Here is a 25,273-nt window from a genome sequence, read left to right on the forward strand (position 1 = left end):
AGACGCGGCTGCGGCTCTTCTTGCGCTGAGCGCGCAGTTCCCCGCGCCCCTGACGGGGCTCGTCTGTCAGAGTGCCTTGAGGATCAGCGTCGCACCCATGACCGCCATCGTCACGGCGATCACGACGTCAAGGGCCCGCCACGACGCGGGTCGCGCGAAGAACCCGCTGAGCAGCCGCGCCCCGTAGCCGAGCGCGGTGAACCAGCAGAGGCTGCCGATCATCGCGCCCGCCCCGAACGCCCAGCGCAGCGCGTCGTGACCGGCGGCGACGGAGCCGAGCAGCAGGACGGTGTCGAGGTAGACGTGCGGGTTGAGCCAGGTCATGGCGAGGCAGGCGAGCAGCGCGCCGCGCCGCGAGCCCGCCGTCGCCCCGGTCGCGGTCATCGCCGAGGGGCGCAGCGCCCGGCGCCCGGCCAGTACGGCGTACGTCAGCAGGAATCCGCCGCCTGTCAGGCCGACGAGGGTCAGGGCCGGGGGCCAGGCCGTCACCACGGTGCCGACCCCCGCGACGCCCGCGGCGATCAGCACGGCGTCGGACGCGGCGCAGATGGCCACCACGGCGGGCACGGCCTCGCGGCGGATGCCCTGGCGCAGGACGAGGGCGTTCTGCGAGCCGATGGCGACGATGAGTGAGAGTCCGGTGCCGAATCCGGTTGCCGCGGCGGTCAGTGCTGATCCCATGAGCACCGACGTTAGGGATCACCGACGCCCTAAGTACAGCTAAAGATTCTCATGTAGCTTAAGCAATCGTGATGTCTGAACTGCCCCTCGACCATGTCCGGACGCTGCTCGCCGTGGTCGACGAAGGGACCTTCGACGCGGCCGCCGCCGCCCTGCACGTCACGCCGTCCGCGGTCAGCCAGCGCGTCAAGGCGCTGGAGCGCAGGACGGGACGCGTCCTGCTGATGCGTACGAAGCCGGTGCGGCCCACCGAGTCGGGGCAGGTCGTGGTGCGGTTCGCCCGGCAGATGGCGCGCCTGGAGCGGGACGCGCGGGCCGATCTGGGCATCAGCGGCACGGGCGAACCTGGAGGGTCGGGAGAGCCCGCGCTGCTGCCGGTCGCGGTGAACGCGGATTCGCTCGCCACCTGGTTCCTGTCCGCCCTCTCCCGGATCCCCGACGAGGCGCGGATCTGCTTCGAGCTGCGCCGCGAGGACGAGGACCACACGACGGCGCTGCTGCGCGAGGGCGCGGTGATGGCCGCGGTGACCTCGTCGCCCGACGCGGTGTCGGGCTGCACGGTGCGGCGTCTTGGCCGGATGCGGTATCTGCCGGTCGCCGCGCCGGGGTTCGCCGCGCGACGGCTCGGCGACTGGCCCCGGGTGCCGCTGGCGGAGGTCGTCGCGGACGCGCCCGTGGTGTGCTTCGACCGCCGCGACTCGCTGCAGGAACACTTCGTCCGCGAGGTGACCGAAGGACGGCGCGGGGCGAGTCGGCTGCGGCACTACGTGCCCTCGTCCCGGGGGTTCGTCGACGCGATCGCGGCGGGACTCGGCTGGGGCGTGGTGCCGCAGACGCAGGCCGAGCCGCTCCTGCGGGCCGGTGCGCTCATCCTCCTCGATGCCGAACGGACCGTGGACGTACCGCTGTTCTGGCAGCAGTGGAAGCTCGACTCCCCCGCGCTCGCGACACTGGCGGACGCGGTGATGGAGGCGGCGGCTGAGCATCTGCGCCGCTGAGGTGCCGCTGAGGTGCCACCGAAGGGCCGCCGAAGGGCCGCTCAAGGCTCACTCAGGGCTCGCACAAAGCCCCCGCACGCACACTTTTGTCATGCCCACCACACGCAGAAAGAGTCCGTGAGACACCCCTCCCACCAGCAGAAACAAGACCGATCCCCCCTTCCACTTCCGCCCGCCACCGCGATACCCCTGAGGGGACAGAGAACCCCCGCAGGAAGCGAGTCACACGGTGAACGACTCCGGTTGGTACGTGGATGAACGCTGCACGAACTGCGACGTCGCCCGGCAGATCGCGCCGGATCTGATCGTCGAGGCGAACGGCCGCTCCGAGATCCTGCGCCAGCCGCGCGACGCGGCGGAGGAGGACCTGATGTACTCCGCCGCCTTCGCCTGCCACACCCGCTCCATCCGGCCGCCGTCCGGCCGGATGGATACGAAGCGGGACCTCTACCCCATCCCCCTCGACGACGCCGTCCTGTTCTGCGGGCACAACTCCCAGCGCACCGCGGGCGCCAACTCCTATCTGCTGCGGCGCCCTTCGGGGAACCTGCTGATGATCGACACGCCGCGCTGGAGCGAGCCGCTGGCCGCCCGGTTCGAGACGATCGGTCCCGTCACCGACGTGCTCCTGACCCACCGCGACCACGCCGCGCACGGCCGCCGCTACGCCGACCGCTTACAGGCCAGGCTCTGGGTCCACGAGGGCGACCTCGACTCCGCGCCCGACGCCGACTGCGTCCTGCGCGGCACCGGCAGCGTCGAGATCACCGACGGCGTGCTCGCCCATCCGCTGCCGGGACACACCGAGGGGAGCGTGCTGTACGTCGCCGACGAGCGGTACTGCTTCAGCGGGGACAGCTTCTACTGGTCGCGTACGACGGAGGACATCGAGGTGGCCGACAGCGTCACCTGGTACTCGATCGAGGAGCTCGCGGCGTCCCTGGCCCGCACCGCCGAACAGCTCCGCTTCGAGTGGCTGCTGCCGGGGCACGGCGACCGCAAGCGCCTTCCGGCCGCCGACATGGCCGCGCGCATGCGGGAGTTGACGGCCCGCGCCCGCACGCTGCGGCCACGCCCCATCGACTTCACCGCGGTCCGCTGGTGAGAGCGGGGAGCCGGTACGGGGTCACCCGCTCGCCGAAGGCGCGGCCGACAGCGGGGTCACCGGGCGCTCGAAGAACGTCTCCAGCGAGACCGTCGCCTGGGTACCGCTGACCCCCTCGATCTCGTACAACCTGCGCAGCACGTCCTGAAGTCGCTCGGTCGTCGCCGTGCGGACCTTCACCAGGACCGACGCGCTGCCCGCGATGACGTGCGCCTCCTGGATCTCGGGGATCGCCGCGAAGGCGGCCGCCGACTCCCCCATCCACGCCGTCGATTCGACCATCACGAAGGCGAGCACCCCGCGGTCGACGGCCGCGGGGTCCACCTCGACGGTCGTGCGCCGGATGACGCCGCGCTCGCGCAGCTTGCGCACGCGTTCATGGGCGGCACCGGCGGAGAGGCCGACCTCCTTGCCGAGCGCGGCGTACGACATCGTCGCGTCCTCCTGGAGGAGAGCGATCAGCCGCCGGTCCACGTCATCCACAGTCACCATGGCGCAACCATATCTCGTTCTGGCATAGTCTCTGCATACCGAATGGAATTCAGATGTGGCGCGCTAAGGGGTAATGATGTCCACCAACGACGGCACCTCGATATACGAGATCCTGGACGAGCGGTTCCGCACCGGCCGGTGCGCGAACGGGGACGACCGGCTGGAGAAGCTGTACGGCGGCTGCCGCTGGGCCGAGGGGCCGCTCTACCTCCCCGCCTGGCGCCAGCTCGTCTGGAGCGACATCCCCAACGACCGGCTGCTGCGCTGGGACGAGGCGACGGGGACGGTCTCCGTGTTCCGCTCCCCCGCCGGGCACGTCAACGGCAACACCCTGGACCGCGAGGGCAGGCTCATCAGCTGCGAGCAGGGCAATCGCCGCGTCACCCGCACCGAGCCCGACGGCCGGATCACCGTGCTCGCGGAGCGGTACGCGGGCAAGCGGCTCAACAGCCCCAACGACGCGGTCGTGCGCTCCGACGGTTCGGTGTGGTTCTCGGATCCGGACTTCGGCATCACCAGCGACTACGAGGGCATCCGCGCCGAGCCCGAGATCGGCGGCTGCCACGTCTACCGGATCGACCCGGCCAGCGGCGAGGTGCGCCTGGTCGCGGACTGCTTCGGCGCGCCGAACGGGCTCGTCTTCTCGCCCGACGAACGGCAGCTCTACGTCTCCGACACGCGGGCCGGATGCGTCCGCGTCTTCGACGTACGCGAGGACGGCACGCTCTCGGAGGGCCGGGTGTTCGCCGAGGCGAAGGACGACCTGAGCCGGTTCGACAACCTCCGCTTCGACGACGGCGGCCGCCTGTGGGCGGCCGCCATCGAGGGAGGGGTGCACTGCTACGACCCCGACGGCACCCTCATCGGGCGGCTGCGGGTGCCGGAGCCGGTGTCCAACATCGCCTTCGGCGGACCGAAGAACAACCGGCTCTTCATCACCGCGACCAGCTCGCTGTACTCACTGGTCATGGCCGTCACCGGGCTGCCGCGGGTGCACCGCTGAGCCCACGTCAGAAGCGCACGTTAAAAGCGCACGTCGGAGCAGGCGTAGAAGGCGTTGCCCGTGTCGGCGATGGTCCACACACCGAGGATCAGGTGGTGGCCGCTCTTCTGGGGCAGTACGCCGTCGTGGGTGACCGTGGAGCCGGGCTGGCGGCCCCCGAAGGGCACCGTGAGGAACGGCTGCGGGTCCAGGTCGGCCCTGGTCAGCGGCTTGGTGGGGTCCCAGCCGTCCTTGGTGATGTAGTAGCGGAAGTCGGTCGTGGAGTGGCGGGCCGTGATGCGCCACACGAAGGTGTGGCTCTGTCCCGCGGTCAGCTTGGTGGTGGGCCAGTTCCCGCCTCGCGGGTCGTCCAGTTCGGAGAAGCGTCCGATGCCGCCGGCGCAGATGCGTCCGTCGCCGGGGCCGCGCGCGGGGAAGCCCTTGGGCCCCTCCACGCTCGGCGGCTCCCACTGGATCTGCCCGCAGTTGCGGACGGTGCCGTTGCCGCACAGCTGCTGGCGGCTGACGGGCGAGTCGGTGTAGCCGTGGGCCTGGGCACTGCCGCTGGTGGCGAGCATCGCCGAGCCCGCGATGCCGAGGCCAAGGAGTAACGAGGTGAGCTTCTTGCGCATGGTGTGCTCCCGTGGTGCGAGGTTGCGGGTGGGCACGTCCGACGCGGTCTAGACCAAGTGCGAGAGTAGACCCACGAGTTGGGCATGTCCATACCAATGAAGCCACCCGCAGAGGCGCACAGAGGGGTCACTGCGTGGCTTCCGCCTCCACCGGCTTGGGGATGAGGAAGGACGTCGCGAAGGCCGCCGCGATGAGGGCGACTCCGGCGATCATGCCCGCCGTGTATCCGGCGGGGGACGTCTTGTCGGCCGGTGCGGCGGCCGTCTGCACGGCGTACAGGACGGCGAAGCTGAGCCCTGCGCCGAGGTTGAAGGCGCCCGCGTTCAGGCCGGGCAGGAAGCCCGGGTTCTCCTTCGGGGAGAGCACGATGCCGAGGCCGTTGAGCACGATGTTGCCCACGCCCGCGTAGGTGACGCCGATGAGGATCGACGCGGCCAGGAGCAGCAGCCGCGAGTCGGCGTGCAGGGTGAACAGCATCAGGGCGACGGTCACGGCCGAGCCGATCAGACCGAGACGCAGGATGCGGCCGTAGCCGTGGGTGGCGGCGAGCCGTCCCGCGAGCGGGCCCATGGCCAGGCCCGCGAGGGCGTACGGCGTCAGGGTCCACCAGGCCGATTGCTCGGCGCTCATGCCGAAGCCTGCCTGCGCGTCCTGGGCGAAGGCGGGGATCATGCCGTTCATCACGGCGAAGACGCCCGTCATGGTCAGCACGGTGGTGAGCAGCAGCGCCCAGGTGGAGCGCTGACGCAGGTGGTGGGTGGCGACCAGGGGGTGGCTGCTGCGGTCCTCGGTGCGCCAGAAGAGGGCGAAGGCGATGGCGGTGACGACGAAGAGGCCCACGACGAGGGGCCAGTTGGCGTCGCCGAGCTTGCCCGCCTCGTTCAGGGCGATGAGGGCCGCGCCGACGGAGACGACCAGGAGGGTGACGCCGGGCCAGTCCATGCGGCTGTCCGTGGTGTCGGCGGCCTTGGACTCCGGGGTGAGGGTGGCGACGAGGATCGTGGCGAGTGCGGCGACGCCCGCCATGGCCCAGAACACCGACTGGAAGCCGTGGTGGTCGGCGAGGTAGCCGCCGGCGAGGGAGTCGACACCCGCGATCCCGCCGTTGACGGCCGTGATGACGCCGAGGAGCGTGCCGTACTTCTTCGGCTCGTGGACCTCGTTGCGCAGCATGATCAGGCAGAGCGGCACGGTGGGGCCCGAGACGCCCTGGATGACGCGGCCCGCGAAGAGCATCGGCACGCTCTCGGCGAGCGCGGCGACCACACAGCCGACGACCATGAGCGCCAGCATCCCGGCGAGCACCTTGCGCCGCCCGATCAGGTCGCCGAGGCGCGGCAGGAAGAGCGAGAAGAGCGCGGCCGACGTGAAGAACGCGGTCTGGGTGAGGCCGATCTCCGCCGAGGTCGCCCCGAGGGAGTCCTCGATGTTCTTCAGGGCGGGGCTGAGCATGCTCGCGTTGAGCTGGAAGGCGAAGCAGGCCGCGAGGAGCGCGGCGACCAGGACGCCGACGCGCACCGGGCGGGAGCCCTTGGCGCCGCCGGGCGCGGCGGTCGGCTCGGTGAAGGAGGCGTTCATGCGCGGACGTCACCGATCCGTTCGAGGGCGTCCACGATCAGGTCCCAGAAGCGCTGGTGGTCGAGGTCGACGGCGACCTGGGTGTGGCAGTCGTCGGGGCGGGCGCGCGGAAGTCCGTGACGGTCATGCCGAGGGTCAGCGTGCCGGTGAGCTCGATGTCGACGGGGGCCTTGCGGACCGTCATGACGCTCGGGTCGATGACGTACGCGACGGCGCACGGGTCGTGGACCGGCGGCGCGTCGAAGCCCTGGGCCTCCAGGTACATGGCGCCGAAGAAGTCGAGGAGTTCGTTGACGAAGACGGCGGGCCCGGTGCCGACCTTCGCGATGCGGTCCACGACCTCGGGGGTGGCGAGGGCCTGGTGGGTCAGGTCGAGGCCGACCATGGTGACCGGCCAGCGCTCGTTGAAGACGATGTGCGCGGCCTCGGGGTCGATCTTGATGTTGAACTCGGCGACCGGGCTCCAGTTGCCCGTGTGGTAGCCGCCGCCCATCAGGACGACCTCGCGGACCCGCTCGACGATGCGGGGCTCCTTGCGCGCGGCCAGGGCGATGTTGGTCAGACCGGCGGTGGGGACGATGGTGATCTCGCCGGGCTCGTGCGCCATGACCGTGTCGATGATGAGGTCGACGGCGTGCCGCTCGTCCAGGGCGAGGGTCGGCTCGGGCATGACGGGGCCGTCGATGCCGCTCTCGCCGTGGATGTCCGGGGCGGTCTCGACCTCGCGCACGAGGGGACGGGGGCAGCCCGCGGCGAAAGGGACGCCGGTGATGTTCGCGATGCGGGCCACCGAGAGCGCGTTGCGGGTGACCTTCTCCAGGGTCTGGTTGCCCACCACGGTGGTGACGGCGACAAGATCCACATCCGGGTTGCCGTGCGCCAAGAGCATGGCGATCGCGTCGTCATGTCCGGGGTCGCAGTCCAGGATGATCTTTCGGGGCATCGCGGAACCTCTTTGTTCGGCTGAGTTGCCGCTGGCGGGCGGCAGCTCGGGAAAACGTTCTCCCAAGACTCTGTGCACAGGTGCGAATTATGTCAATGGCCGACGACACACCCCGGCAAACTCGCCCGGACCGGACACAGTTCGGCCCGGGACAGAAATGGTCGAAAACGGAGAAGTCGGCCGAAAAATTGGCTCTGGCCGCCTCGAAGACCCGCTGATAACGTTTGCCGAAATTCAGCGAAGGGCGGGCGCGGCGTGGCCGACGTAACTCTGCGGGACGTGGCCAGGGCCTCCGGCTGCTCCGTCGCCACGGTCTCCCGGGTCCTCGCGGGCACCCGCCCGGTCGGCGCCGAGACCGCCCGCCGGGTGCGCGAGGCCGCCGAAGCCCTCGGCTACCGGCCCAATCACGCGGCCCGCGCGCTGCGCAGCCGCTCCACCGGCACGGTCGGCCTCGTCCTGCCGCAGATCACGAACCCCTTCTATCCGGGCCTGGTGCGGGAGTTGACGCACGCGCTGCACGCCGACGGGCGGGCCGTGCTCCTCGCCGACTGCGACGACGATCCGGTGGCCGAGGCGGAGCGCATCGGCGACCTGCTGAGCCGACAGGTCGACGCGCTGCTGGTGATCCCCGCGCACGAGGACCGCAGCAGGGAGGCGGTGGCCGCGGCGGCCGCCCGGGTGCCGCTGGTCCTGATGGACCGGGGCTGCGGGCCCGGCATCGCCGACTCCGTCGCGGTCGACAACGCCGCGGGCATGGCGCTCGTCCTGGATCATCTGGCCGCCGCGGGCCGTCGCCGCGTCTGCTTCCTGGGGGCTGCGGGGACGGCGTCGGCCGCCACCGAGCGGCGTGCCGCCTACGCGGCGGGGGCGGGTGCCATCGACCCCGGCGCGCCGGAGCGGCTCTTCCTCGGCGACTTCTCCGTGGAGTGGGGCAGGGCCGCTGTCGACGAGGTGTGGGACACCCGCCCCGACGCCGTCGTCTGCGCCAACGACCTCATTGCCATCGGCGCGCTCCAGCGCCTCCAGCAGCTCGGCGCCGACGTACCCGGCGAGGTCGCCGTGACCGGCTTCGACGACATCCCGATGGCGGCGCTGTCCGCCCCCGGGGTCACCACGGTCCGCCAGCCCGTCGCCGAACTGGCCGCCGAAGCGGCGCGGTTGCTCGATCAGCGTCTTTCCGGTGGCGAGGACGGGCCGCAGCGGGCGATACGGCTCGCGCCGGAACTGGTCGTACGCGAGTCGAGCGGCACGGCTGGCGCGCGCTGAGCGCTCCGCGGGGTGTGGAGTGCGTCGTCCTCGGGTCGGTGGGGGCTGGTCGCGCGGTTCCCCGCGCCCCTGACGGGGCGCCACACCGCGCGCCGCTCGCTCCCGGCGCTCGGGAACCCGGCACGCCGGGAGCGAGCGGCGGCTCAGCCCGTCAGCGCGTCACGCGCCAGGTGAGCGTGTCCGTCAGGAGGGTGCGCAGCTGTGGGTCGCGGACCGACTTCGTCGGGTCCGTGGCGCGCACCGACAGGGTGTGGGTACGGCCGTCGGCCGGTACGCCGAGGGCGCGCGGCGAGACGACGCTCTCGCCCTTCGCCTGCCGGACCTCACGGCCGTCGACGCGCCAGCTCAGCCGCACGCCGTCGGCCGCCTGCACGGCCACCTTGGCGTCGCGCCGCACGGCCCGGTCGGTGCCCGTGATCGCCGTGACGACGGACGCGTGCCGGTGGAAGCCCGCGATCATGGCCTCCCGCCCGGGCAGATTGAACTCGCGGCCGAGCGTGCGCATGATCGAGTCACTGGTGGGGCGGTAGAGGCCGCGCGGGTAGTAGCCGCCGCCCTCGTAGGCACCGACCTTGCCGCCGTCCGGCGACGTCTGGCCGATCCACCGGTACCACTTCTTCTTCTGGGCGGTGAGCTGGGCGGCCGTGAGCTTGCTGGTGTTGGCCTCCCAGGGTTCGGCGCCCGTGTAGGTGCCGTACTCGTCGTACCAGTACTCGTCGGCGAGCTTGCCGAGCGAGTGGCCCGTCTCGTGGACGGCGACCTGGTCGGACTGGGCGTTGTCCGACGAGGCGGTGGCGATGCCGTCGTAGCCGGACGGCGACGTGATGTCGTTGTACCCCGCGCCGCCGTACTTGGTGGAGTTGGCGAGGACGATCACGAGGTCGGGGTCCGCGGCCTTCTTGGCGTACGACTCGACCTTGTTGGTGTCCACGCACAGCAGGCGCTCGATGCCGTCGCAGAAGAAGGCGGAGCCGAGCGCGGTGTCCTTGACGGTGCCGCTGGTCGGGTCGCCGGAGACGCCGGACTGCCGGGAGACCGCGTCCACGGCCCAGACGTTGAAAAGACCCTTGTACGCGGCGTACGGCTCGACGGCGGAGATCTTCGCCCACTTGGCCCGGACGTCGGCGTGGAAGTCCTCCTGCTGCGCGGCGGTGTAGCCGTCGCCGATGAAGACGACGTCGAGCTTGGACGCGGTCGGGCCTGCCTGCACGATGGGGACGACGTCACCGTCGCCCTTGATCTCCGAGCGCTCCTTCGAGGAGAGCGCGTCGGACGCGGGCACCTCGGCGTGCCGGGGGTGGCCGCCGGGCCCGGTGAAGTACTCGACGCGCTGGGTCTGCCCGGCGGCCGGGTCAGGGCCCGCCGCCGTGGCCGTACCCGCGGGTCCCGTCGCGGCGAGGCCCGCGGCGAGCGCGATGCCGGTCGCGAGGGCGATGCGCAGGGGCGTGCGTCTGGCACGGCCGGGGGTCCTTGCCGGTATTCGTCGTGTGGGGGGCATGGGCGTCCTTTCGAAGTCCGCGATATAAATGGCGGGTTAAGCGGGGTTAAGGCGCCGCTCAACGTAGAGGCTCGTGGGGCGTCAGGCAATGGCTGTGCGTCAAGTCATCCATGGGCCAGCCCAGTTCACGCCGTTCGCGGCTCGGTATCCGGCCATGCGTACGGCCTGCGCGATCTGGGCACGAAATGACCTGCACGATGTGCGCGTGCGGCGGCATACGGAGAGGCAGCGGTGGAGCGGAACGTGGAGCGGAGCAGTTCCGACGGCGTACGGAGCGAGGGCACGCGGGCCGACGGCGCGCCGAACGAGGGCGTCCGGGCCGACGATCCGGCCGAGATCGGGCGGCGCGTGCTGCGCCTTCGCGCTGAACGCGGCCTCACCCAGCGCCAGTTGGCAGAGCCCGCCTACACCCCCGCGTACGTCTCCACGCTGGAGGCGGGCAAGGTGCGGCCCTCCGAAGCGGCCCTGCGTCACCTCGCCGAGCGCCTCGGTGTCGGCTACGAGGAACTGGCCACCGGACGCCCCGCCCGGCTCGCCGCCGGTCTGCGCCTGCGCCTCACCGACGCGCGGCGCGCCCTGGCCACCGGAGCACCGGGCGACGCGGCGGCGCTCTTCCGCGCCCTGCACGAAGAAGCCGTCACGCATGAACTGGCCGCGGAGCAGGCCGACGCGCTCCTCGGGCTCGGTGACTGCCTGCTGGAATCCGGCGAACTCACCGACGCCCGTGACTGCTTCGCCGCCGCCGAGCGGCTCCTCGCCGACGATCCGCTGCCGCGCCGCGTCCCGGCGATCCGGGGCCGGGCCACCGCCCATCTCCTCACCGGCGAGCTGCGGTACGCCTGTTACCTCCTGGAGAGCACCCTCGACGAGCTCAACGCCGCCTCACTGCACGACCCCGAGGCGCTGCTGCTGCTCTATACGGCGTCCATCGCCCCGTACATGGACATGGGCGCGCACGCCAGGGCCGCGCACGCCGCCGAACTGGCACTCGCGCTCGCGCCCGGCGTCGGCGATCCGGCGCTGGTCGCGGGGATGCACCGGGGGGTGGCCCGTACGCTCATCGCCGAGGGGCGCATCGCCGAGGCCGACGCGTCGCTGGCCAAGGCGCAGGAGCTCTACCGTCAGCTGCACATCCGCACCGAACTCGCCCACTGCCACTGGATGCGCGGCTACGTCCACGCCCAGGACGGCGACCTGGAACAGGCCGAGAGCGAACTGCGCACGGCCCGCGACATCCTCGCCTCCAAGCGGGCCGCGCTCTTCACCGAGCAGGTCGAGGTGGAACTGGCCGACGTCCTGCGGCGACGCGGCAAGACCGAGGAGGCGGAGGCGCTGCTGCGGCCGCTCCTGATGTCCGGTGCCGACGGCGCCGGGGACGAGACGGGCGCCCTCGGCGCGGGCCGGGGCGCGGTGCACGCGGGCGGCGCGCACCGGCTGCTCGGGCTCATCGCCGAGGAGCGCGGCGACACCGAGTGCGCCGAGGAGCACTACTGCGCGGCCCTCTCCCTGCTCGAACGGTCCAGTGCCGCGGGCGACTTGGCCGACCTGTGCCGCCTCCTGGGCGATCTGCTGCGCCGCTCCGGGCGGGTGGAGGCCGCGATGGACGCCTATCGCACGGGACTCGGGCATCGCGCCGCACCGGGTACGACGACGCTGGGGCCCGCGCCCGCCACCCCGCCGATGTGACAGCTCGCGCCTGTTCTCCCGCATCACGCCTGTTCTCCTGCATCGAAGGATGTAGCGCGAATTCCTCCGAGGCTACGACTCCCGTGCCCGCGAGGGCGCCGAGGATGGTGATCACCATCCGGCACAGGCACACGAGGAGAAGCACATGACCGAGCCGACGACCTCCCCACCCGCTCCCTCCTTGATCGGCGCGCTGGGCAGGGCCGTGGGCGGCGGTGTCGCCATGGGCGTGGCCCTCGGCGTCGGGACGGCCGCGGGGCCGCGCGTCGCCGACGCACTGGGTCTCACCGGGTTCGCCGCCAGGCTCGTACCGGCCGTCCTGGTCAGCGCGGTGGCCGTGCCGCTCGTCGTGGCGGCGCTGCGGCGCCGGGGGCGCTCACTGACGTCCATCGGGTTCGGTGACCCGATGGCGGCGCTGCGCGCCCTGCTGACCGGCGCGGGCGTGACGGCGGCCGCCGCGACGCTCGTCCTCGGGGCGGGCACCGCCGCGGGAATGCTCAGCTGGTCGCGCCCCGATCCGCTCGCGCTCGCCGCGTTCCTGGTGACGAACGGAGTGATCGCCCTGCTCCTCGAGGCGCTCCCCGAGGAGACGACGCTGCGCGGCTACACCTGGACCGCGCTGCGCGGCCGCTTCGGCGGTCTGGTGACGGCGCTCGGTACGACCGCCGTGTTCCTGGTCGTGCCGGGTCTCTCGACGGTGGTGGGGTCGTGGACCGCGCGGCTCGTCGGCGGCGACCCCGGCCCCGTGGGGTGGGCGCCGGGCGGGCAGAACGCGGCCGACTACCTGTTTCTCCTGACGGTGTTCGGGCTGACGCTCGTGACGGCACGTACGGCGGTGCGGGGCGCGCCGCTGTACGCCGCCATCGGCACCCATCTGACCTTTCTGACGGTCAACCGCGTCACGTTCGAGGGCGAGAAGCGTGACGCCGGGTGGCATGCGGAGCTGCTCGATCCCGGTGCCGAACTCCTCGTACCCATCTACCTGTTGGTCGCCATGGCGGGCTTCGCGGTGTGGCGGATGGTGGGCCGCCGCGGGCCCTATCGCACGCCCCGCTCCCCTTCCTCCCTCGCCTCTCCCGCTTCTCTCTCCTCCCTCTCCGGAGGTGGGGCCACCGCCCGCAGGACCTCGACCAGTGCCGACACCGTCGGCCGGTTCTCGGCCTGAGCGCGGAACACCACCACGATGTGCCGCTCCACCGTCTCGCGCAGCGCCACCACGTCGAAGCGGGAGCGGCGCAGGCGGAGCATCAGGCCCGTCACCGTGCTCACGCCGACGCCCGCCTCGACCAGGGCGAGGGTGGCCGCGGTGTCCGTCACCTCATGTTCGACGAGCGGCTCGGTGCCCGCGCGACGGCAGGCGGTGCGCACGGCACGGCCGTAGTAGCTGTCGCCGGGCGGAAGGATCCAGCCGAGGCCCGCCGTGTCCGTGAGGGAGACGGTCTCGGTGCCCGCCATCGAGCCCGCGGGCACCGCGAGGGCGAATCGTTCGCGGTACAGGCGCAGCATCCGCAGCGCGGGATCGCGCGGGATGGGTACGTCGGGGTAGTCGAGGCCGAGAGCGAGGTCGACGCCGCCGGACGCGACCGCGTCGTACACCTCGTCGACGTCCATGTCACGGCTGCGCACCGTGAGTCCGGGGAGCACCTCGCCGGTCCTGCGCAGGGCCAGCGGGAGTATCTCGGCGGCGACCGTGGCGAACAGGCCGACCCGCAGCACGCCGCTCACCTCTCCGCGGCCGCGCGCGAGTGCTTCGAGTGCCTCCGCTTCGGTGGTCAGGATCCGCTCGGCGTACCGCGCCAGGGTCAGGCCCTCGTCGGTCAGCTCCACCCGGCGGCCCACGCGCCGCAGCAGCTCCACTCCCGTGGACCGCTCGAGCGCCGCGAGTTGCTGCGAGATGCCTCCGGGGGTGTACCCCAGGGCGTCGGCGACCGCCGTGATGGTTCCCCGTTTGGTCAGCTCCACCAGGGACCTCAACTGGGCGCTCGCCCCATACATATAGCGATCGTAATCGATCGACCGCACGAAGTGTTCATGGACGGCGCACGCCGGGTGCTGCACCATGGCGGGCAGCAAGCTGTTCAGCGTTTCGCGCCACGCCACGACAGCCCGGCCACCACCCGTTCGGACAGCGGGACTTCGGGTCTCGGGACCGGCCTAGGGTGACGGCACCTGGAAGGGAGCGACCCCTTGCCCCGTTCAGCGCCCTCGGAGTTCCGCACTCTGCCGTCCCATGCCGATGTGGTCGTCGTCGGGGGCGGGGTGATGGGTACCAGCATCGCCTTCCACCTGGCCGAGGCGGGCGCAGGCGACATCGTCGTCGTGGAGCGCGACGAGCTGGGACAGGGCAGTTCGGGCAAGCCGATCGGCGGGGTCCGCGCGCAGTTCTCCGACCCGCTCAACATCGAGCTCGGCCTGCGCAGCCTGCGGGCCTACGAGGACTTTCCGCGCCGCCCGGGTACGGGTATCGGCCTCGACACCGTGGGCTATCTCTTCCTGCTGACCGGACAGGACCAGGCGGCGGAGTTCGAGGCCGCCGTGCGCACCCAGAACGAACTCGGCGTCCCCAGCCGCATGATCGGGGCCCACGAGGCCAAGGACCTGTGCCCCTACCTGCGCACGGAGGGACTCGTCGCCGCCTGCTACTCCCCCACCGACGGCCACGCGCGTCCCGGTCTCGTCGTGCGCGGGTACGCGAGCGCCGCGGCCGACGCCGGTGCCGTCCTCGCGACCCACACCACGGTGCTCGGCATGGACACCACCGGCGACCGGGTCCGCGTCGTGCACACCGACCGCGGCGCCATCTCCTGCGCCACCGTCGTGTGCGCGGCAGGGGCCTGGTCGGCGGAGGTCGGCGCCATGGTGGGCGTGGACCTGCCGGTGCGCCCCGTGCGGCGTCAACTCGCCTTCACCGTCCCGCTGGTGCCCGCCACGCCGCGCATCCCCTTCACCATCGACTTCGCGTCGTCGGCGTACTTCCACAACAGCGACGACGGGCTGCTCCTCGGCCTCGCCGACCCGGCGCAGGCCGACGGGTTCGACACGACGTGGACGCCGGAGTGGCTCGACCTGTTCCGCGAGGTCGCACGGCACCGCGCGCCCGCACTCGCGGACATGGAGACGGACGGCGGCTGGGCGGGCCTGTACGAGGTGACGCCGGACCACAACGCGCTCATCGGCCGCTCCGAGATCCTCCCCAACTTCCTTTACGCCACCGGGTTCTCCGGCCACGGCTTCCTCCAGGCACCCGCCGTCGGCGAGCTCGTCCGCGATCTCCACCTGGGGCGGAGGCCCTTCGTCGACATCGCGCCGCTCGGCGCCGACCGCTTCGGCCCGGGCGTCGTGGGCCGCCCGGAGGCACACGTGGTTTGAACCCCCCTGTCCCGGTTGACCGGGATCTGGCCGATCGAAAGGACGACGTGCCGATGATCCGGCAGTGGCAGCTGCGTGCCGCGTTCGCCGCGCGGCTCTCGGAGATGTACGGGCGTGAGGTCCCCGCCTACACGACGCTCGTGGACGTCTCGCGCGAGGTCAACGAGGACGTCCTGCGCGCGCGAGGGGCCGACGCCGAACGCCTGGGCTCCATCGGCCGGGTCACCTCCGAGCGGCACGGCGCCATCCGGGTCGGCACACCGGGGGAACTGCGCCAGGTCGCCCGCGTCTTCGGTGCCCTCGGCATGCGTCCGGTGGGCCACTACGACCTGCGCGACACGGCGGGGAGCGCGCTGCCCGTCGTATCGACCGCGTTCAGGCCGGTGGCGGAGGACGAGCTGGCCCGCAACCCGTTCCGGGTCTTCACCTCCCTGCTCACCGTCGACGACCCCCGCTTCTTCGACGTGGACCTCCGCTCCCGCCTCACACAATTCCTCGCCGGGCGCGAACTGTTCCCGCCCGAGCTGCTCACCCTCGCCGACCGCGCGGAGGCCGAGCGGGAGCTGCCCGATGCCGCCGCCGAGCGCTTCCTCCACCTCGCCGTACGCGTCTTCGAGCTGTCGGCCGAACCCGTCGACCGGGCCTGGTACGAGACCCTGGCGCGGGTCTCCGCCGTCGCCGCCGACATCGGCGGCGTGCGCAGTACGCACATCAATCACCTCACCCCGCGCGTCCTGGACATCGACGAGCTGTACCGGCGCATGACCGCGCGCGGCATCGAGATGATCGACACCATTCAGGGCCCGCCGCACCGCCCCGGCGCGGACGTGCTGCTGCGCCAGACCTCCTTCCGCGCGCTCGCCGAGCCGCGCGCGATGCGCGCCCCCGACGGCCGGGTGACCCGCGGCTCCCTGCGGGTCCGCTTCGGCGAGGTCGAGGCGCGGGGCATCGCCCTCACCCGCGCGGGCCGCGCGCGCTACGACCGGGTCCTCGCGCTCGTCGACGAGCGCGCCGCCCACCGGCCGCCCGCGGAACGCGCGGACGTCACCCGCGCCCTGTGGGCGGAGCACCTGCCCGGCACCGAGCGGGAACTCGCCGCCCAGGGGCTCGGGTTCTTCACCTACCACGCGGTGCGGGACCGGCCCGCGGACGGCGGCCGTCCGCCCACCGGCATCGGCGCGCTCCTGAACGGGGGCTGGGTACGGGCCGAGCCGATCGTGTACGAGGACTTCCTTCCCCGGTCCGCCGCGGGCATCTTCCAGTCCAACCTCAGCGACCGGGGCTCCAGGAACACCGGCCAGGAGGGCGGTTCGTACGACGACGCGTGGCTGGCCGGTGCGGTCGACCGCGACGTGCTCGATCCGTTCGCGCTGTACGAGCGGCAGCGCGCACGGTCCCTCGCCGGGGTCGCCGACGCGCTGGGCCTGGCCGCCGCGCCCTCGCCCGGCTGAACCCGCCGCCCCGCCGACCCCCTTATCTCCAGAGGAGTTCCATGAACGGCATCGTCCTCCCCTCCGCCGACGACCTGCGTGCCCGCGCCCGCGCCGCGCTCCAGCGCGTCGGTGCCACCGTGCCGGACCGCGGCACCGGCCTGCGGGCCCGTACCCCGATCACCGGCGACGACCTCTTCCCGGTCCCCGCGGCCGGCGCCGACGACACGGAGGAGGCGATCGCCGCGGCCCGCGCCGCGTTCCTCGACTGGCGCCGCACACCGGCGCCGCGCCGAGGTGAACTGGTGCGCCGCCTGGGCGAGTTGCTGCGCGAGCACAAGGAGGACCTCGCCGATCTGATCACCATCGAGGCGGGCAAGATCCGCTCCGAGGCGCTCGGCGAGGTCCAGGAGATGGTCGACGTCTGCGACTTCGCCGTGGGCCTGTCCCGTCAGCTGTACGGCCGCACCATCGCGTCCGAGCGCCCGGGGCACCGCCTCGCGGAGACCTGGCACCCGCTCGGCGTCGTCGGGGTGATCTCCGCGTTCAACTTCCCCGCCGCCGTGTGGTCGTGGAACACGGCCGTCGCGCTCGCCTGCGGCGACACCGTCGTCTGGAAGCCCTCCGAGCTGACCCCGCTGATCTCACTGGCCTGCGACCGGCTGCTCGCCCGGGCCGCCGAGGACGTCGGGGCGCCCCGCGACGTGCACCGGCTGCTGCTCGGCGACCGCTCGGTCGGTGAACGGCTCGTGGACGATCCGCGGATCGCGCTCGTGAGCGCCACGGGCTCGACCCGCATGGGCCGCGAGGTCGGTCCCCGCGTCGCCGCCCGCTTCGGCCGCAGCCTGCTGGAACTCGGCGGCAACAACGCCGCCGTCGTCGCGCCGTCCGCCGATCCTGACCTCGCCGTGCGGGGCATCGTGTTCGCCGCGGTGGGCACGGCCGGGCAGCGCTGCACCACGCTGCGGCGCCTCATCGTGCACCGCGAGGTCGCGGACCCGTTGGTCGACCGGCTGACCGCCGCGTACCAGAAGCTGCCCATCGGTGACCCCTTCGACCGGTCCACGCTCGTCGGGCCGCTCATCTCCACGGCGGCCTTCGACGACATGCGGGCCGCGCTCGACCGGGCGCGGGACGAGGGCGGCGAGCTGATCGTGGGCGGCGAGCGCCGTCCCGCGGGCTCGGCGCCGGGCGCCGCGTACGTCGAACCGGCCATCGTGCGCGTGCCAGGGCAGACCGATGTCGTACGCGAGGAGACGTTCGCTCCGCTGCTCTACGTCATGACGTACGACACCCTCGACGAGGCGATCGCCCTGCACAACGACGTCCCGCAGGGCCTGTCGTCCAGCATCTTCACGCGCGATCAGCGCGAGGCCGAGCTCTTCCTGTCCGCCGAGGGCTCCGACTGCGGCATCGCCAACGTCAACATCGGCACCTCGGGGGCGGAGATCGGCGGTGCCTTCGGCGGCGAGAAGGAGACGGGCGGCGGCCGCGAGTCGGGCTCCGACGCCTGGCGCGCCTACATGCGGGCGGCCACCAACACCGTCAACTACTCGGGACAGCTGGCGCTCGCGCAGAACGTCAGCTTCCTCTGAATCACGCGCCCAGACGGCGTACGGCCTCGAGGGCACGGTCGGCGTGGGCGCTCATCCGCAGTTCGCTGCGGACCACGTCGGCGACGGTGCGGTCCTGTCCGATGACGAACGTGACGCGCTTGGTCGGCGCCAGGGAGAAGCCGCGCGTCACGCCGAACCGGCCGCGCACCGTGCCCTCGGGATCCGAGAGGAGCGGGAAGCCCAGCGTGTGCTTGCCCACGAACTCCCGCTGCCGCTCGACCTCGTCACCGCTGATGCCCACAGGACGCGCCCCCGCGGCCTCGAACTCGGCCGCCAGATCACGGAAGTGGCACGCCTCGGCCGTGCAGCCGGGGGTCATCGCCGCCGGGTAGAAGAACAGCACCACCGGTCCCTCCTCGAGGAGCGTGCTCAGCCGCCTCGGGGTGCCGGTCTCGTCGGGCAGCGTGAAGTCGTCGACGGTGTCACCGACCGCCACGCGCGCCGTCATGTCCTGCTCCCCTGCGACGTACGGTCGGAGCGCTGCACGGTGCCTCCTCGTAGAGGGTCGGGATTCGCGGTCGGATCGCGGGAGCGAAACCCTACTCGATGGTAGGCACTGGGCGGGCAGGGGCCGTTGACATGCCTCCCCACCAGCCCTGATCTTCTGAACCGCCCTCATGTAATGCTGGGGCACGCGCGGCCCGTGACAGCGGCCGGGCGGACGGCGAAGGAGAGAACGGCATCGCGATGGCAGCGGCACGAAGGACAGCGAAGGGCGTCTGGGACAGATTCTCGGCGTCCGACCCGGGACTCCTGCGTCTCATGGCGGGGCTGCGTACGGTCGGGGCCATCCTCCTCGCCCTCGCCGTACTGACCTTGCTCGGCACCTCGGTGAACCATCTGGTCGCGGGCGCGATGACCGCCATGGTCGCCACGTTCGCGATCCAGGAGAAGGAGGTGCGCGGTCAGGCGATCACGCTGCTGCTCGGCGTCCCGGTGGCGCTCGCGGCGATATCCCTGGGCGCGCTGCTCAACTCCCGCGTCATCGCGGGTGACGTCTTCTTCGTGCTGCTGATCTTCGGCGCGGTCTACTCGCGCCGGTTCGGCGACCGCGGCACCGCGCTCGGCCTGATCGGCTTCCAGGTCTACTTCGTCTCCCTCTTCGTGAGCGCCGAGGTCTCGGCGCTGCCCGGGCTCTTCCTGACGCTCGCCGTCGCCTTCGCGAGCAGCGCGATCGTCCGGTTCGCCGTGGTCCCCGAGACGCCCGAGCGCACGCTGCGGCGGCTGCGCGAGGCATTCCGGGCGCGGCTCGCGCAACTCGTCGCCCACCAGATCGAGCTCCTGGACGCCGGGGCCGACGACGTGGACGGCGTCCTGGACGATCTGCGGCGCAGCACCGCCCGGCTGCACGAGGCCGCCCTGATGATCCAGGGCCGCCTTGAGGAGGGCACCCGCGACGCGGCGGCGGCCGCGCTCCTGCAGCGCAGGGTCGCCGACGCGGAGATCGCCGCGGAGCGCCTGGGGGTGCTGCTGCTCAACGCCCGCAGCGCGGAGCGTGTGGACACCCTCACGCTGCACCTGCCGAACGCGTCCACGCCGATGCCGCCCCGCGCCAAGATCGCGGAGGACGCGGGCACGGCGCTGCGCAGGGACCTCAACGCGCTGCATCTCCTCGTGGTGCGCCTGGTGCCCGACGACCGTGGCACCGCGCTGCCGTACGTACGCAACAGGTTGCTCGGCTACCGCGAGGAGAAGGGTCTCCCGAAGGGCTCGCCCGCCCTCCAGGACTGTTTCCGCGCGGTCGGCGAGGCCGCGCGCGCCATCCTGGGCCTGCGTCTCGCCGTGGACGGCGCGCAGGACGAGGAGTACGACACTCCGGAAGCCGCGCGGTCCCGCGAGGAGTTCGCGGCGGAGGAGATCTCCATCGCCGGTGAGGCGGCGGGGGCGGACGACGAGGACGAGCGGACGGGGCTCCGGCGGCCCACGACCAGGGCGGCCGTGCAGGTCGCCGTGGGGTCGGCGCTCGCCATCGTCGGCGGCGAGTTCCTGTCCACGCAGCGCTGGTACTGGGCGGTCCTGACCTGCTGGGTGGTCTTCCTCAACACCGCGTCCACCGGGGAGATCGTGGTCAAGGGCTACCGCCGCCTGGTGGGCACGGTGCTCGGCGTGGTGGCCGGGGTGGCGCTCGCGGGTGCCGTCGGGAACCACACCTGGATCGCGTTCGGCCTGGTGCTGCTCTGCGTCTTCGGGATGTTCTTCACCGCTCCGTTGTCGTACGCGATGATGTCGTTCTTCGTCACGGCGATGCTCGGCCTGCTCTACACCCTCCTCAACACCTACAGCCTCGACGTGCTCGTCCTGCGCATCGAGGAGACGGCGCTCGGCGCGGCCTGCGGCATCATCGCCGCGGTGCTCGTCCTGCCGGTGCGCACCTCGCACCGCACCGACGAGGAGCTCGGCACCGTCCTCGCCCGGCTGCGCGACGTCGTGTCGGCGGCGGTCGCCCAGCTCAGTGGAGGGCCCCCGGTCGACCTCGTCGACCTGGCGCGGGACCTGGACACCGCGCTCGACGATCTGCGCAGCTCCACCAAGCCGTTGACGCATCCGATCGCGCCGCTGCGGGCCCGTCGGCAGACCGCCCGCTATGTGGTGGCGCTCCTGGAGACGTGCGCCTATCACGCGCGCTCCCTGGCGGCGACCGCGGAGCTGGTGCCGTCCAGCAAGAGCGTCGCCGCCGACGCGCGGCTCGCCCTCGCCGGGCGGCGCATCACGCACAACATCGATCTGATCGCCGCGCACGTGCGCGAGGAGGAGACGGACGGCACGATCGAGTCGGGCGCCAGCATCGCCGCCATGCTGGACAGCGGCCGTCACCAGGTGCTGCGGACCGGTTCGGTGGCCTTCCGCGTGCTGCGGCATCTGCAGCGGCTCGACGAGGGGATCATGGGTCTCGCGCGTCCGCTGGGGGTGCCGCTCGCGGCGCGCGAGGAGAGGGCGGCGGGCGCGGCGAAGGGAGCCTGAGGGGACAAGGCTGGGGACCCCCTGCGTCGGGCATCCGGTGTCACTGCCCGCGCAGCTCCCTCACGACCTCGCGCAGCACCGGCCGGGGGATGTCGGGCAGCAGCATCGCGAAGGCCAGGACGAAGCGGCCGAGCAGGAACGTGGTGTCCGGCGTCCCGCGGACGATCTCCTGAACGGTCTTCACGTCCTCGGCGGCGACGGCCTCCAGCAGCTCCGCCACGTCCGGCCCCGCACCGCCCTCGGTGAGTACGTCGCGGCCGCCGACGTCGGCCCTGCGCACCATGTGCCGCAGCACCTGGTCCCCCGCCTCGGGCAGATACGCCTTGCGCACGCCTTCGTTGGCGATCCAGCACAGCATGGACACCAGATCGATCGTCCGCTCGTCGGTGCCGAACTCCTCGACCAGGGCGTCGTAAGCGAGTTGGTTGCCGTGCCGGAACGCGAGCAGCAGCCGTGCCGCCCGCGCCTTGGCCTCGGTGACCTGCCCCTCGGACACTTCGACCCGTTCGCCCGATTCCCGATTGTTTACGCCCATCTGGCATATGTTAACGATCACTGTGCGGTTGGTGTCGGGCACCCGCGTTCAACGCGCCGCGTCGGTCACCTCATCCACGCGTTGTACGACATGACGTCCCCGGCCCGTACCCCGTACGCGGGGTCGTCCTTGGTGTAGGTGTCCTCCAGGCCGAGGACGGCGCCGGTGGCCGGGTCCAGGATCAGCATGCGGCGCAGGCCGTCGGCCTCGTACACGTACACCTGGCCCGAGCGGCCGAGGCGGTCGGTGATCGCGCCTGCCGGGCGGAGTCCTTCGGCGTCGGCGAGGATCCGGGTCAGAGCCGCGGACTCGCGCGCGCCCGGTGTCCAGTGGCCGAGGAACGCGGCCACCGCGTCCAGGAGTTCGCCGGTGCCGGTGAGCGGGGTGCCGCCCGGGTGGCCGAGTTCCGCGAGGTAGGCGCGGAGGGCGTCGGGGGTGTGCGGCGGGCGGGACTGTGGTGGGGCGCTCCCCCAACTCGGCGGGTAGGTGCGGTCGCTCAGCACCTTGCCGGCCGAGACGCTCCGCAGACCGCCGTCCCCGTCGGCGATGACGGACTCGCCGGGGTGGCGGGGGTCGGAGGCGACGACCAGTTCCGTGTGACTGCCGTCCGCCTTCCAGCGGGTGACCCGCTCTTGGGGAAGGGTGAGCGGCCGGGCGGTGCCGGGCCGCGACGCCAGGGCCAGGTTCCACGTCTGGACGTGGGTGCCGCGGCGCAGCCGGGGCGCGTCCTTCGCCGCCACGGCGTCTGCCGCCCGGTCGGCGAGGCGCTCCAGCGGCATCGGCGTGGAGCCCTCGCGGAGGCTGAGGGGATGGGGCGCAGCGACGGCGGGTGTGCTGGTGGGCCCGGCGAGGACGAGCGCGAGGGCGACCGCGGCGGCTGCTCCCACCATCTCGATGCCCCAGACCAGGCGGCGCACTTGGCGCACGGGGCGCGGGCGCGCCTTGCGCCCTCCGGGTGTGCGGGCGCTGTGCAGGAGCTGGTTCAACTGCCGTTCGGCGGACGCGGGCAGGGTCCTGTCGGGCCTGTCGTGGAAGCGGGAGTCGTCGCGGGGCACCGGGTTGGCGCCGCGCAGCAGGGCGAGTTCGTCGTCAGGTGCCATGGCCGTGGTCCTCCGGGACGGTGGCGCGGGTCTCTTCGGGGGCGGGCCGTTGGGCGGGGGTGGGCCGTTCGCCGGGGGCGAGGGCGGGCCGCATGCGGTCTATCTCGGCTCTCAGTCGGCGGCGGGCCCGGTGCAGGCGCATCGCGGCGGCCCGGTTGCCGCAGCCGAGCGCGACCGCGAGTTCCTCCGTGCCGAGTTCCTCCCAGGCGGTCAGGCGCAGCACTTCCTGGTCGGCGGCGGAGAGGAGGTTCAGGGCCTCGTGCACCCAGTCGCCCGGACGGTCGGCCTCCGGGCCCGCCACGACGTCCCTGCGGTGCCTGGCCTCGTCGTTCCCGAGCCGTTCGACCAGGCGCCTGCGGCGGCCGTAGCCGCGTACGGCGTTCGCCAGACAGTGCCGCGCCACCCCGTACAGCCAGGGCAGGGCGAACGGCGGCAGGTCGGCGCGGCGGCGCCAGGCCACGGCGAACACGTCGGCCACCACCTCCTCGGTGTCACTCGTCGGTCCGCCGTGCCGTCGTGCCACGTAGCGGCTGACCGCCCAGTAGTGCTCGCGATAGGCAGCGGCGAAATCTTCGTCGTCGCTCACAGTCATGAAGTGTCCGGCACGGCCCCGTCGATCACACTCCCGGGTGTGATCCATGTCGCTCTCGCCCGCTGTCACAGGAGCGGGACTGCCGGACACAGGCGGGGCATGGACAGCAACACCGTCAAGGCGCCGCCCGCGCGCGCCGCAGATGCCCCTTCCGGATCCGTTCCCGTACGTACGCAGGGGCAGCCCCTCAGCCCCGGACGGGCCGTGATCAAGTGGTTGACCACCACGGACCACAAGACGATCGGCACGCTCTATCTGGTCACGTCGTTCGCGTTCTTCTGCATCGGCGGTGTGATGGCGCTCCTCATGCGCGCCGAACTGGCCCGTCCCGGCACGCAGATCATGTCGAACGAGCAGTTCAACCAGGCGTTCACGATGCACGGCACGATCATGCTGCTGATGTTCGCGACGCCGCTGTTCGCGGGCTTCGCGAACTGGATCATGCCGCTCCAGATCGGCGCGCCCGACGTCGCCTTCCCGCGGCTGAACATGTTCGCCTACTGGCTCTACCTGTTCGGCTCGCTGATCGCGGTCGGCGGATTCCTCACGCCGGGCGGTGCGGCCGACTTCGGCTGGTTCGCCAACAGCCCGCTGACGGACGCGGTCCGTTCGCCCGGCGTCGGCGCGGACATGTGGATCATGGGTCTGGCCTTCTCCGGCTTCGGCACGATCCTCGGCTCGGTCAACTTCATCACCACCATCATCTGCATGCGCGCGCCCGGCATGACGATGTTCCGGATGCCCATCTTCGTGTGGAACGTCCTGCTGACCGCCGTCCTGGTCCTGCTGGCCTTCCCGGTGCTCGCCGCCGCGCTGTTCGCCCTGGAGGCGGACCGTAAATTCGGTGCGCAGATCTTCGACGCGGCCAACGGCGGTTCCCTGTTGTGGCAGCACCTCTTCTGGTTCTTCGGCCATCCCGAGGTGTACATCATCGCGTTGCCGTTCTTCGGCATCATTTCCGAGGTCATTCCGGTCTTCTCCCGCAAGCCGATGTTCGGCTACATGGGCCTGATCGGCGCGACCATCGCGATCGCCGGTCTGTCGGTGACGGTGTGGGCCCACCACATGTACGTCACGGGCGGCGTGCTACTCCCGTTCTTCTCCTTCATGACGTTCCTGATCGCCGTGCCGACAGGCGTGAAGTTCTTCAACTGGATCGGCACGATGTGGCAGGGATCGCTCAGCTTCGAGACCCCCATGCTGTGGTCCGTCGGATTCCTGATCACCTTCCTCTTCGGCGGACTGACCGGTGTCATCCTGGCCTCGCCGCCGATGGACTTCCACGTCTCCGAGTCGTACTTCGTCGTCGCGCACTTCCACTACGTCATCTTCGGCACCGTGGTGTTCGCGATGTTCGCCGGATTCCACTTCTGGTGGCCGAAGTTCACCGGGAAAATGCTGGACGAGCGGCTCGGAAAGATCACGTTCTGGACGCTTTTCGTGGGCTTCCACGGCACGTTCCTCGTGCAGCACTGGCTCGGTACCAACGGAATGCTGCGCCGGGTTCCCGACTATCTGGCCGCGGAGGGACTGACCACGCTCAACACCGTTTCGACCATCTTCTCCTTCCTGCTCGGCCTCTCGTTCCTGCCGTTCATGTACAACGTCTGGAAGACCGCCAAGTACGGCAAGAAGGTCGAGGTCGACGACCCCTGGGGATGGGGCCGTTCGCTGGAGTGGACGACGTCCTGCCCGCCGCCGCGGCACAACTACCTCTCCCTGCCGCGCATTCGCAGCGAATCCCCGGCGTTCGACCTGCACCACCCCGACATCGCGGCGGCCGAACGCGAGGCCCTGCGATGACGGCG

20 protein-coding genes and 1 pseudogene are annotated in these 25,273 nt (G+C 71.8%); 10 read left to right on the forward strand and 11 right to left on the reverse strand.

Features of this window, described 5'->3' with window-relative positions; all coding sequences use genetic code 11:
• Nucleotides 1-66 precede the first annotated feature (66 nt).
• Entirely contained in the window at nucleotides 67-681 is a 615-nt protein-coding gene (locus tag CP970_RS00005; RefSeq protein WP_055547117.1) for a LysE/ArgO family amino acid transporter, read from the reverse strand.
• 68 nt (nucleotides 682-749) lie between these two features.
• Between CP970_RS00005 and CP970_RS00010 the strand changes: the two genes are divergently transcribed.
• Nucleotides 750-1,679: a LysR family transcriptional regulator ArgP gene (locus CP970_RS00010; RefSeq protein WP_055547113.1), complete on the forward strand. Its 930-nt coding sequence runs from the start codon at nucleotides 750-752 to the stop codon at nucleotides 1,677-1,679.
• A 229-nt stretch (nucleotides 1,680-1,908) separates the two neighbouring features.
• Entirely contained in the window at nucleotides 1,909-2,784 is an 876-nt protein-coding gene (locus tag CP970_RS00015) for a 4Fe-4S domain-containing protein (protein ID WP_150492802.1), read from the forward strand.
• 21 nt (nucleotides 2,785-2,805) lie between these two features.
• On the opposite strand, the gene CP970_RS00020 is transcribed toward CP970_RS00015, so the two are convergent.
• A complete protein-coding gene (locus CP970_RS00020; RefSeq protein WP_055543728.1) occupies nucleotides 2,806-3,267 on the reverse strand; it encodes an Lrp/AsnC family transcriptional regulator in 462 nt (153 codons plus the stop codon).
• An 85-nt stretch (nucleotides 3,268-3,352) separates the two neighbouring features.
• Here CP970_RS00020 and CP970_RS00025 point away from each other — a divergent pair, with 85 nt between their 5' ends.
• A complete protein-coding gene (locus CP970_RS00025) occupies nucleotides 3,353-4,279 on the forward strand; it encodes an SMP-30/gluconolactonase/LRE family protein (protein WP_055543727.1) in 927 nt (308 codons plus the stop codon).
• A 20-nt stretch (nucleotides 4,280-4,299) separates the two neighbouring features.
• Here CP970_RS00025 and CP970_RS00030 read toward each other — a convergent pair whose 3' ends face one another.
• The 3 genes and pseudogenes from CP970_RS00030 to uriH form a co-directional block, all read right to left on the reverse strand.
• Nucleotides 4,300-4,890, reverse strand: coding sequence for a lytic polysaccharide monooxygenase auxiliary activity family 9 protein (locus CP970_RS00030; protein ID WP_055543723.1), 591 nt, complete (start codon nucleotides 4,888-4,890; stop codon nucleotides 4,300-4,302).
• A gap of 127 nt (nucleotides 4,891-5,017) precedes the next feature.
• A complete protein-coding gene (gene uriT, locus CP970_RS00035) occupies nucleotides 5,018-6,469 on the reverse strand; it encodes a uridine transporter UriT (protein WP_055543722.1) in 1,452 nt (483 codons plus the stop codon).
• Nucleotides 6,466-7,412, reverse strand: a pseudogene (uriH, locus tag CP970_RS00040) (uridine-preferring nucleoside hydrolase UriH). Before uriH ends, uriT begins: the two are co-directional and overlap by 4 nt.
• Before the next feature lie 255 nt (nucleotides 7,413-7,667).
• Here uriH and CP970_RS00045 point away from each other — a divergent pair.
• Nucleotides 7,668-8,678, forward strand: coding sequence for a LacI family DNA-binding transcriptional regulator (locus tag CP970_RS00045; protein WP_055543720.1), 1,011 nt, complete (start codon nucleotides 7,668-7,670; stop codon nucleotides 8,676-8,678).
• A 151-nt stretch (nucleotides 8,679-8,829) separates the two neighbouring features.
• On the opposite strand, the gene CP970_RS00050 is transcribed toward CP970_RS00045, so the two are convergent.
• A complete protein-coding gene (locus CP970_RS00050) occupies nucleotides 8,830-10,176 on the reverse strand; it encodes a M64 family metallopeptidase (protein WP_079043124.1) in 1,347 nt (448 codons plus the stop codon).
• A 336-nt stretch (nucleotides 10,177-10,512) separates the two neighbouring features.
• Here CP970_RS00050 and CP970_RS00055 point away from each other — a divergent pair, with 336 nt between their 5' ends.
• Nucleotides 10,513-11,862, forward strand: a complete 1,350-nt coding sequence (locus tag CP970_RS00055; RefSeq protein ID WP_055543725.1) for a helix-turn-helix domain-containing protein — start codon at nucleotides 10,513-10,515, stop codon at nucleotides 11,860-11,862.
• 1,038 nt (nucleotides 11,863-12,900) lie between these two features.
• On the opposite strand, the gene CP970_RS00065 is transcribed toward CP970_RS00055, so the two are convergent.
• Complete coding sequence (locus tag CP970_RS00065) at nucleotides 12,901-13,857, reverse strand: LysR substrate-binding domain-containing protein (RefSeq protein ID WP_055543719.1); 957 nt, start codon at nucleotides 13,855-13,857, stop codon at nucleotides 12,901-12,903.
• A gap of 192 nt (nucleotides 13,858-14,049) precedes the next feature.
• Here CP970_RS00065 and CP970_RS00070 point away from each other — a divergent pair, with 192 nt between their 5' ends.
• The 3 genes from CP970_RS00070 to amaB are packed head-to-tail and all read left to right on the forward strand — an operon-like array spanning nucleotide 14,050 to nucleotide 18,256.
• Nucleotides 14,050-15,231 (forward strand): NAD(P)/FAD-dependent oxidoreductase, encoded by a 1,182-nt coding sequence (locus CP970_RS00070; protein ID WP_079043123.1) that lies wholly within the window; start codon nucleotides 14,050-14,052, stop codon nucleotides 15,229-15,231.
• Nucleotides 15,232-15,284: 53 nt separating this feature from the next.
• A complete protein-coding gene (gene hglS / locus CP970_RS00075; RefSeq protein ID WP_055543718.1) occupies nucleotides 15,285-16,682 on the forward strand; it encodes a 2-oxoadipate dioxygenase/decarboxylase in 1,398 nt (465 codons plus the stop codon).
• Between the two features lie 41 nt (nucleotides 16,683-16,723).
• A complete protein-coding gene (gene amaB, locus CP970_RS00080; protein ID WP_055543717.1) occupies nucleotides 16,724-18,256 on the forward strand; it encodes an L-piperidine-6-carboxylate dehydrogenase in 1,533 nt (510 codons plus the stop codon).
• Nucleotide 18,257: 1 nt separating this feature from the next.
• Here amaB and CP970_RS00085 read toward each other — a convergent pair whose 3' ends face one another.
• On the reverse strand, nucleotides 18,258-18,725 hold the full coding sequence (locus CP970_RS00085) for a peroxiredoxin (RefSeq protein ID WP_055543716.1): 468 nt from the start codon (nucleotides 18,723-18,725) through the stop codon (nucleotides 18,258-18,260).
• A gap of 239 nt (nucleotides 18,726-18,964) precedes the next feature.
• On the opposite strand from CP970_RS00085, the gene CP970_RS00090 reads away from it, so the two are divergent.
• Nucleotides 18,965-21,238 (forward strand): FUSC family protein, encoded by a 2,274-nt coding sequence (locus CP970_RS00090; protein WP_055543715.1) that lies wholly within the window; start codon nucleotides 18,965-18,967, stop codon nucleotides 21,236-21,238.
• A gap of 40 nt (nucleotides 21,239-21,278) precedes the next feature.
• Here the strand turns inward: CP970_RS00090 and CP970_RS00095 are convergent, their stop codons facing one another.
• From CP970_RS00095 to CP970_RS00105, 3 genes are all read right to left on the reverse strand, one after another.
• Nucleotides 21,279-21,773 carry a hypothetical protein gene (locus tag CP970_RS00095; RefSeq protein WP_150492804.1) on the reverse strand — a complete coding sequence of 165 codons (495 nt, stop codon included), beginning with the start codon at nucleotides 21,771-21,773 and terminating at the stop codon, nucleotides 21,279-21,281.
• 65 nt (nucleotides 21,774-21,838) lie between these two features.
• Complete coding sequence (locus tag CP970_RS00100; RefSeq protein WP_055543713.1) at nucleotides 21,839-22,873, reverse strand: CU044_5270 family protein; 1,035 nt, start codon at nucleotides 22,871-22,873, stop codon at nucleotides 21,839-21,841.
• The gene (locus tag CP970_RS00105) at nucleotides 22,863-23,459 is read right to left on the reverse strand and encodes an RNA polymerase sigma factor (protein WP_150492806.1); all 597 of its coding nucleotides are present in this window, start codon (nucleotides 23,457-23,459) and stop codon (nucleotides 22,863-22,865) included. Before CP970_RS00105 ends, CP970_RS00100 begins: the two co-directional genes overlap by 11 nt.
• A 105-nt stretch (nucleotides 23,460-23,564) precedes the next feature.
• On the opposite strand from CP970_RS00105, the gene ctaD reads away from it, so the two are divergent.
• On the forward strand, nucleotides 23,565-25,268 hold the full coding sequence (gene ctaD, locus CP970_RS00110; RefSeq protein WP_150492808.1) for an aa3-type cytochrome oxidase subunit I: 1,704 nt from the start codon (nucleotides 23,565-23,567) through the stop codon (nucleotides 25,266-25,268).
• Nucleotides 25,269-25,273: the final 5 nt, after the last annotated feature.

Source organism: Streptomyces kanamyceticus (assembly GCF_008704495.1).
Lineage (GTDB): Bacteria > Actinomycetota > Actinomycetes > Streptomycetales > Streptomycetaceae > Streptomyces > Streptomyces kanamyceticus.

Coding starts and splice junctions, on each gene's coding strand:
- CP970_RS00050 (WP_079043124.1), bottom strand. CDS start 10,176: ATGCCCCCCACACGACGAATACCGGCAAGGACCCCCGGCCGTGCCAGA.
- CP970_RS00025 (WP_055543727.1), top strand. CDS start 3,353: ATGTCCACCAACGACGGCACCTCGATATACGAGATCCTGGACGAGCGG.
- CP970_RS00090 (WP_055543715.1), top strand. CDS start 18,965: ATGGCAGCGGCACGAAGGACAGCGAAGGGCGTCTGGGACAGATTCTCG.
- uriT (WP_055543722.1), bottom strand. CDS start 6,469: ATGAACGCCTCCTTCACCGAGCCGACCGCCGCGCCCGGCGGCGCCAAG.
- CP970_RS00095 (WP_150492804.1), bottom strand. CDS start 21,773: ATGGGCGTAAACAATCGGGAATCGGGCGAACGGGTCGAAGTGTCCGAG.
- CP970_RS00005 (WP_055547117.1), bottom strand. CDS start 681: ATGGGATCAGCACTGACCGCCGCGGCAACCGGATTCGGCACCGGACTC.
- hglS (WP_055543718.1), top strand. CDS start 15,285: ATGATCCGGCAGTGGCAGCTGCGTGCCGCGTTCGCCGCGCGGCTCTCG.
- CP970_RS00030 (WP_055543723.1), bottom strand. CDS start 4,890: ATGCGCAAGAAGCTCACCTCGTTACTCCTTGGCCTCGGCATCGCGGGC.
- CP970_RS00085 (WP_055543716.1), bottom strand. CDS start 18,725: ATGACGGCGCGCGTGGCGGTCGGTGACACCGTCGACGACTTCACGCTG.
- amaB (WP_055543717.1), top strand. CDS start 16,724: ATGAACGGCATCGTCCTCCCCTCCGCCGACGACCTGCGTGCCCGCGCC.
- CP970_RS00100 (WP_055543713.1), bottom strand. CDS start 22,873: ATGGCACCTGACGACGAACTCGCCCTGCTGCGCGGCGCCAACCCGGTG.
- ctaD (WP_150492808.1), top strand. CDS start 23,565: ATGGACAGCAACACCGTCAAGGCGCCGCCCGCGCGCGCCGCAGATGCC.
- CP970_RS00065 (WP_055543719.1), bottom strand. CDS start 13,857: ATGTATGGGGCGAGCGCCCAGTTGAGGTCCCTGGTGGAGCTGACCAAA.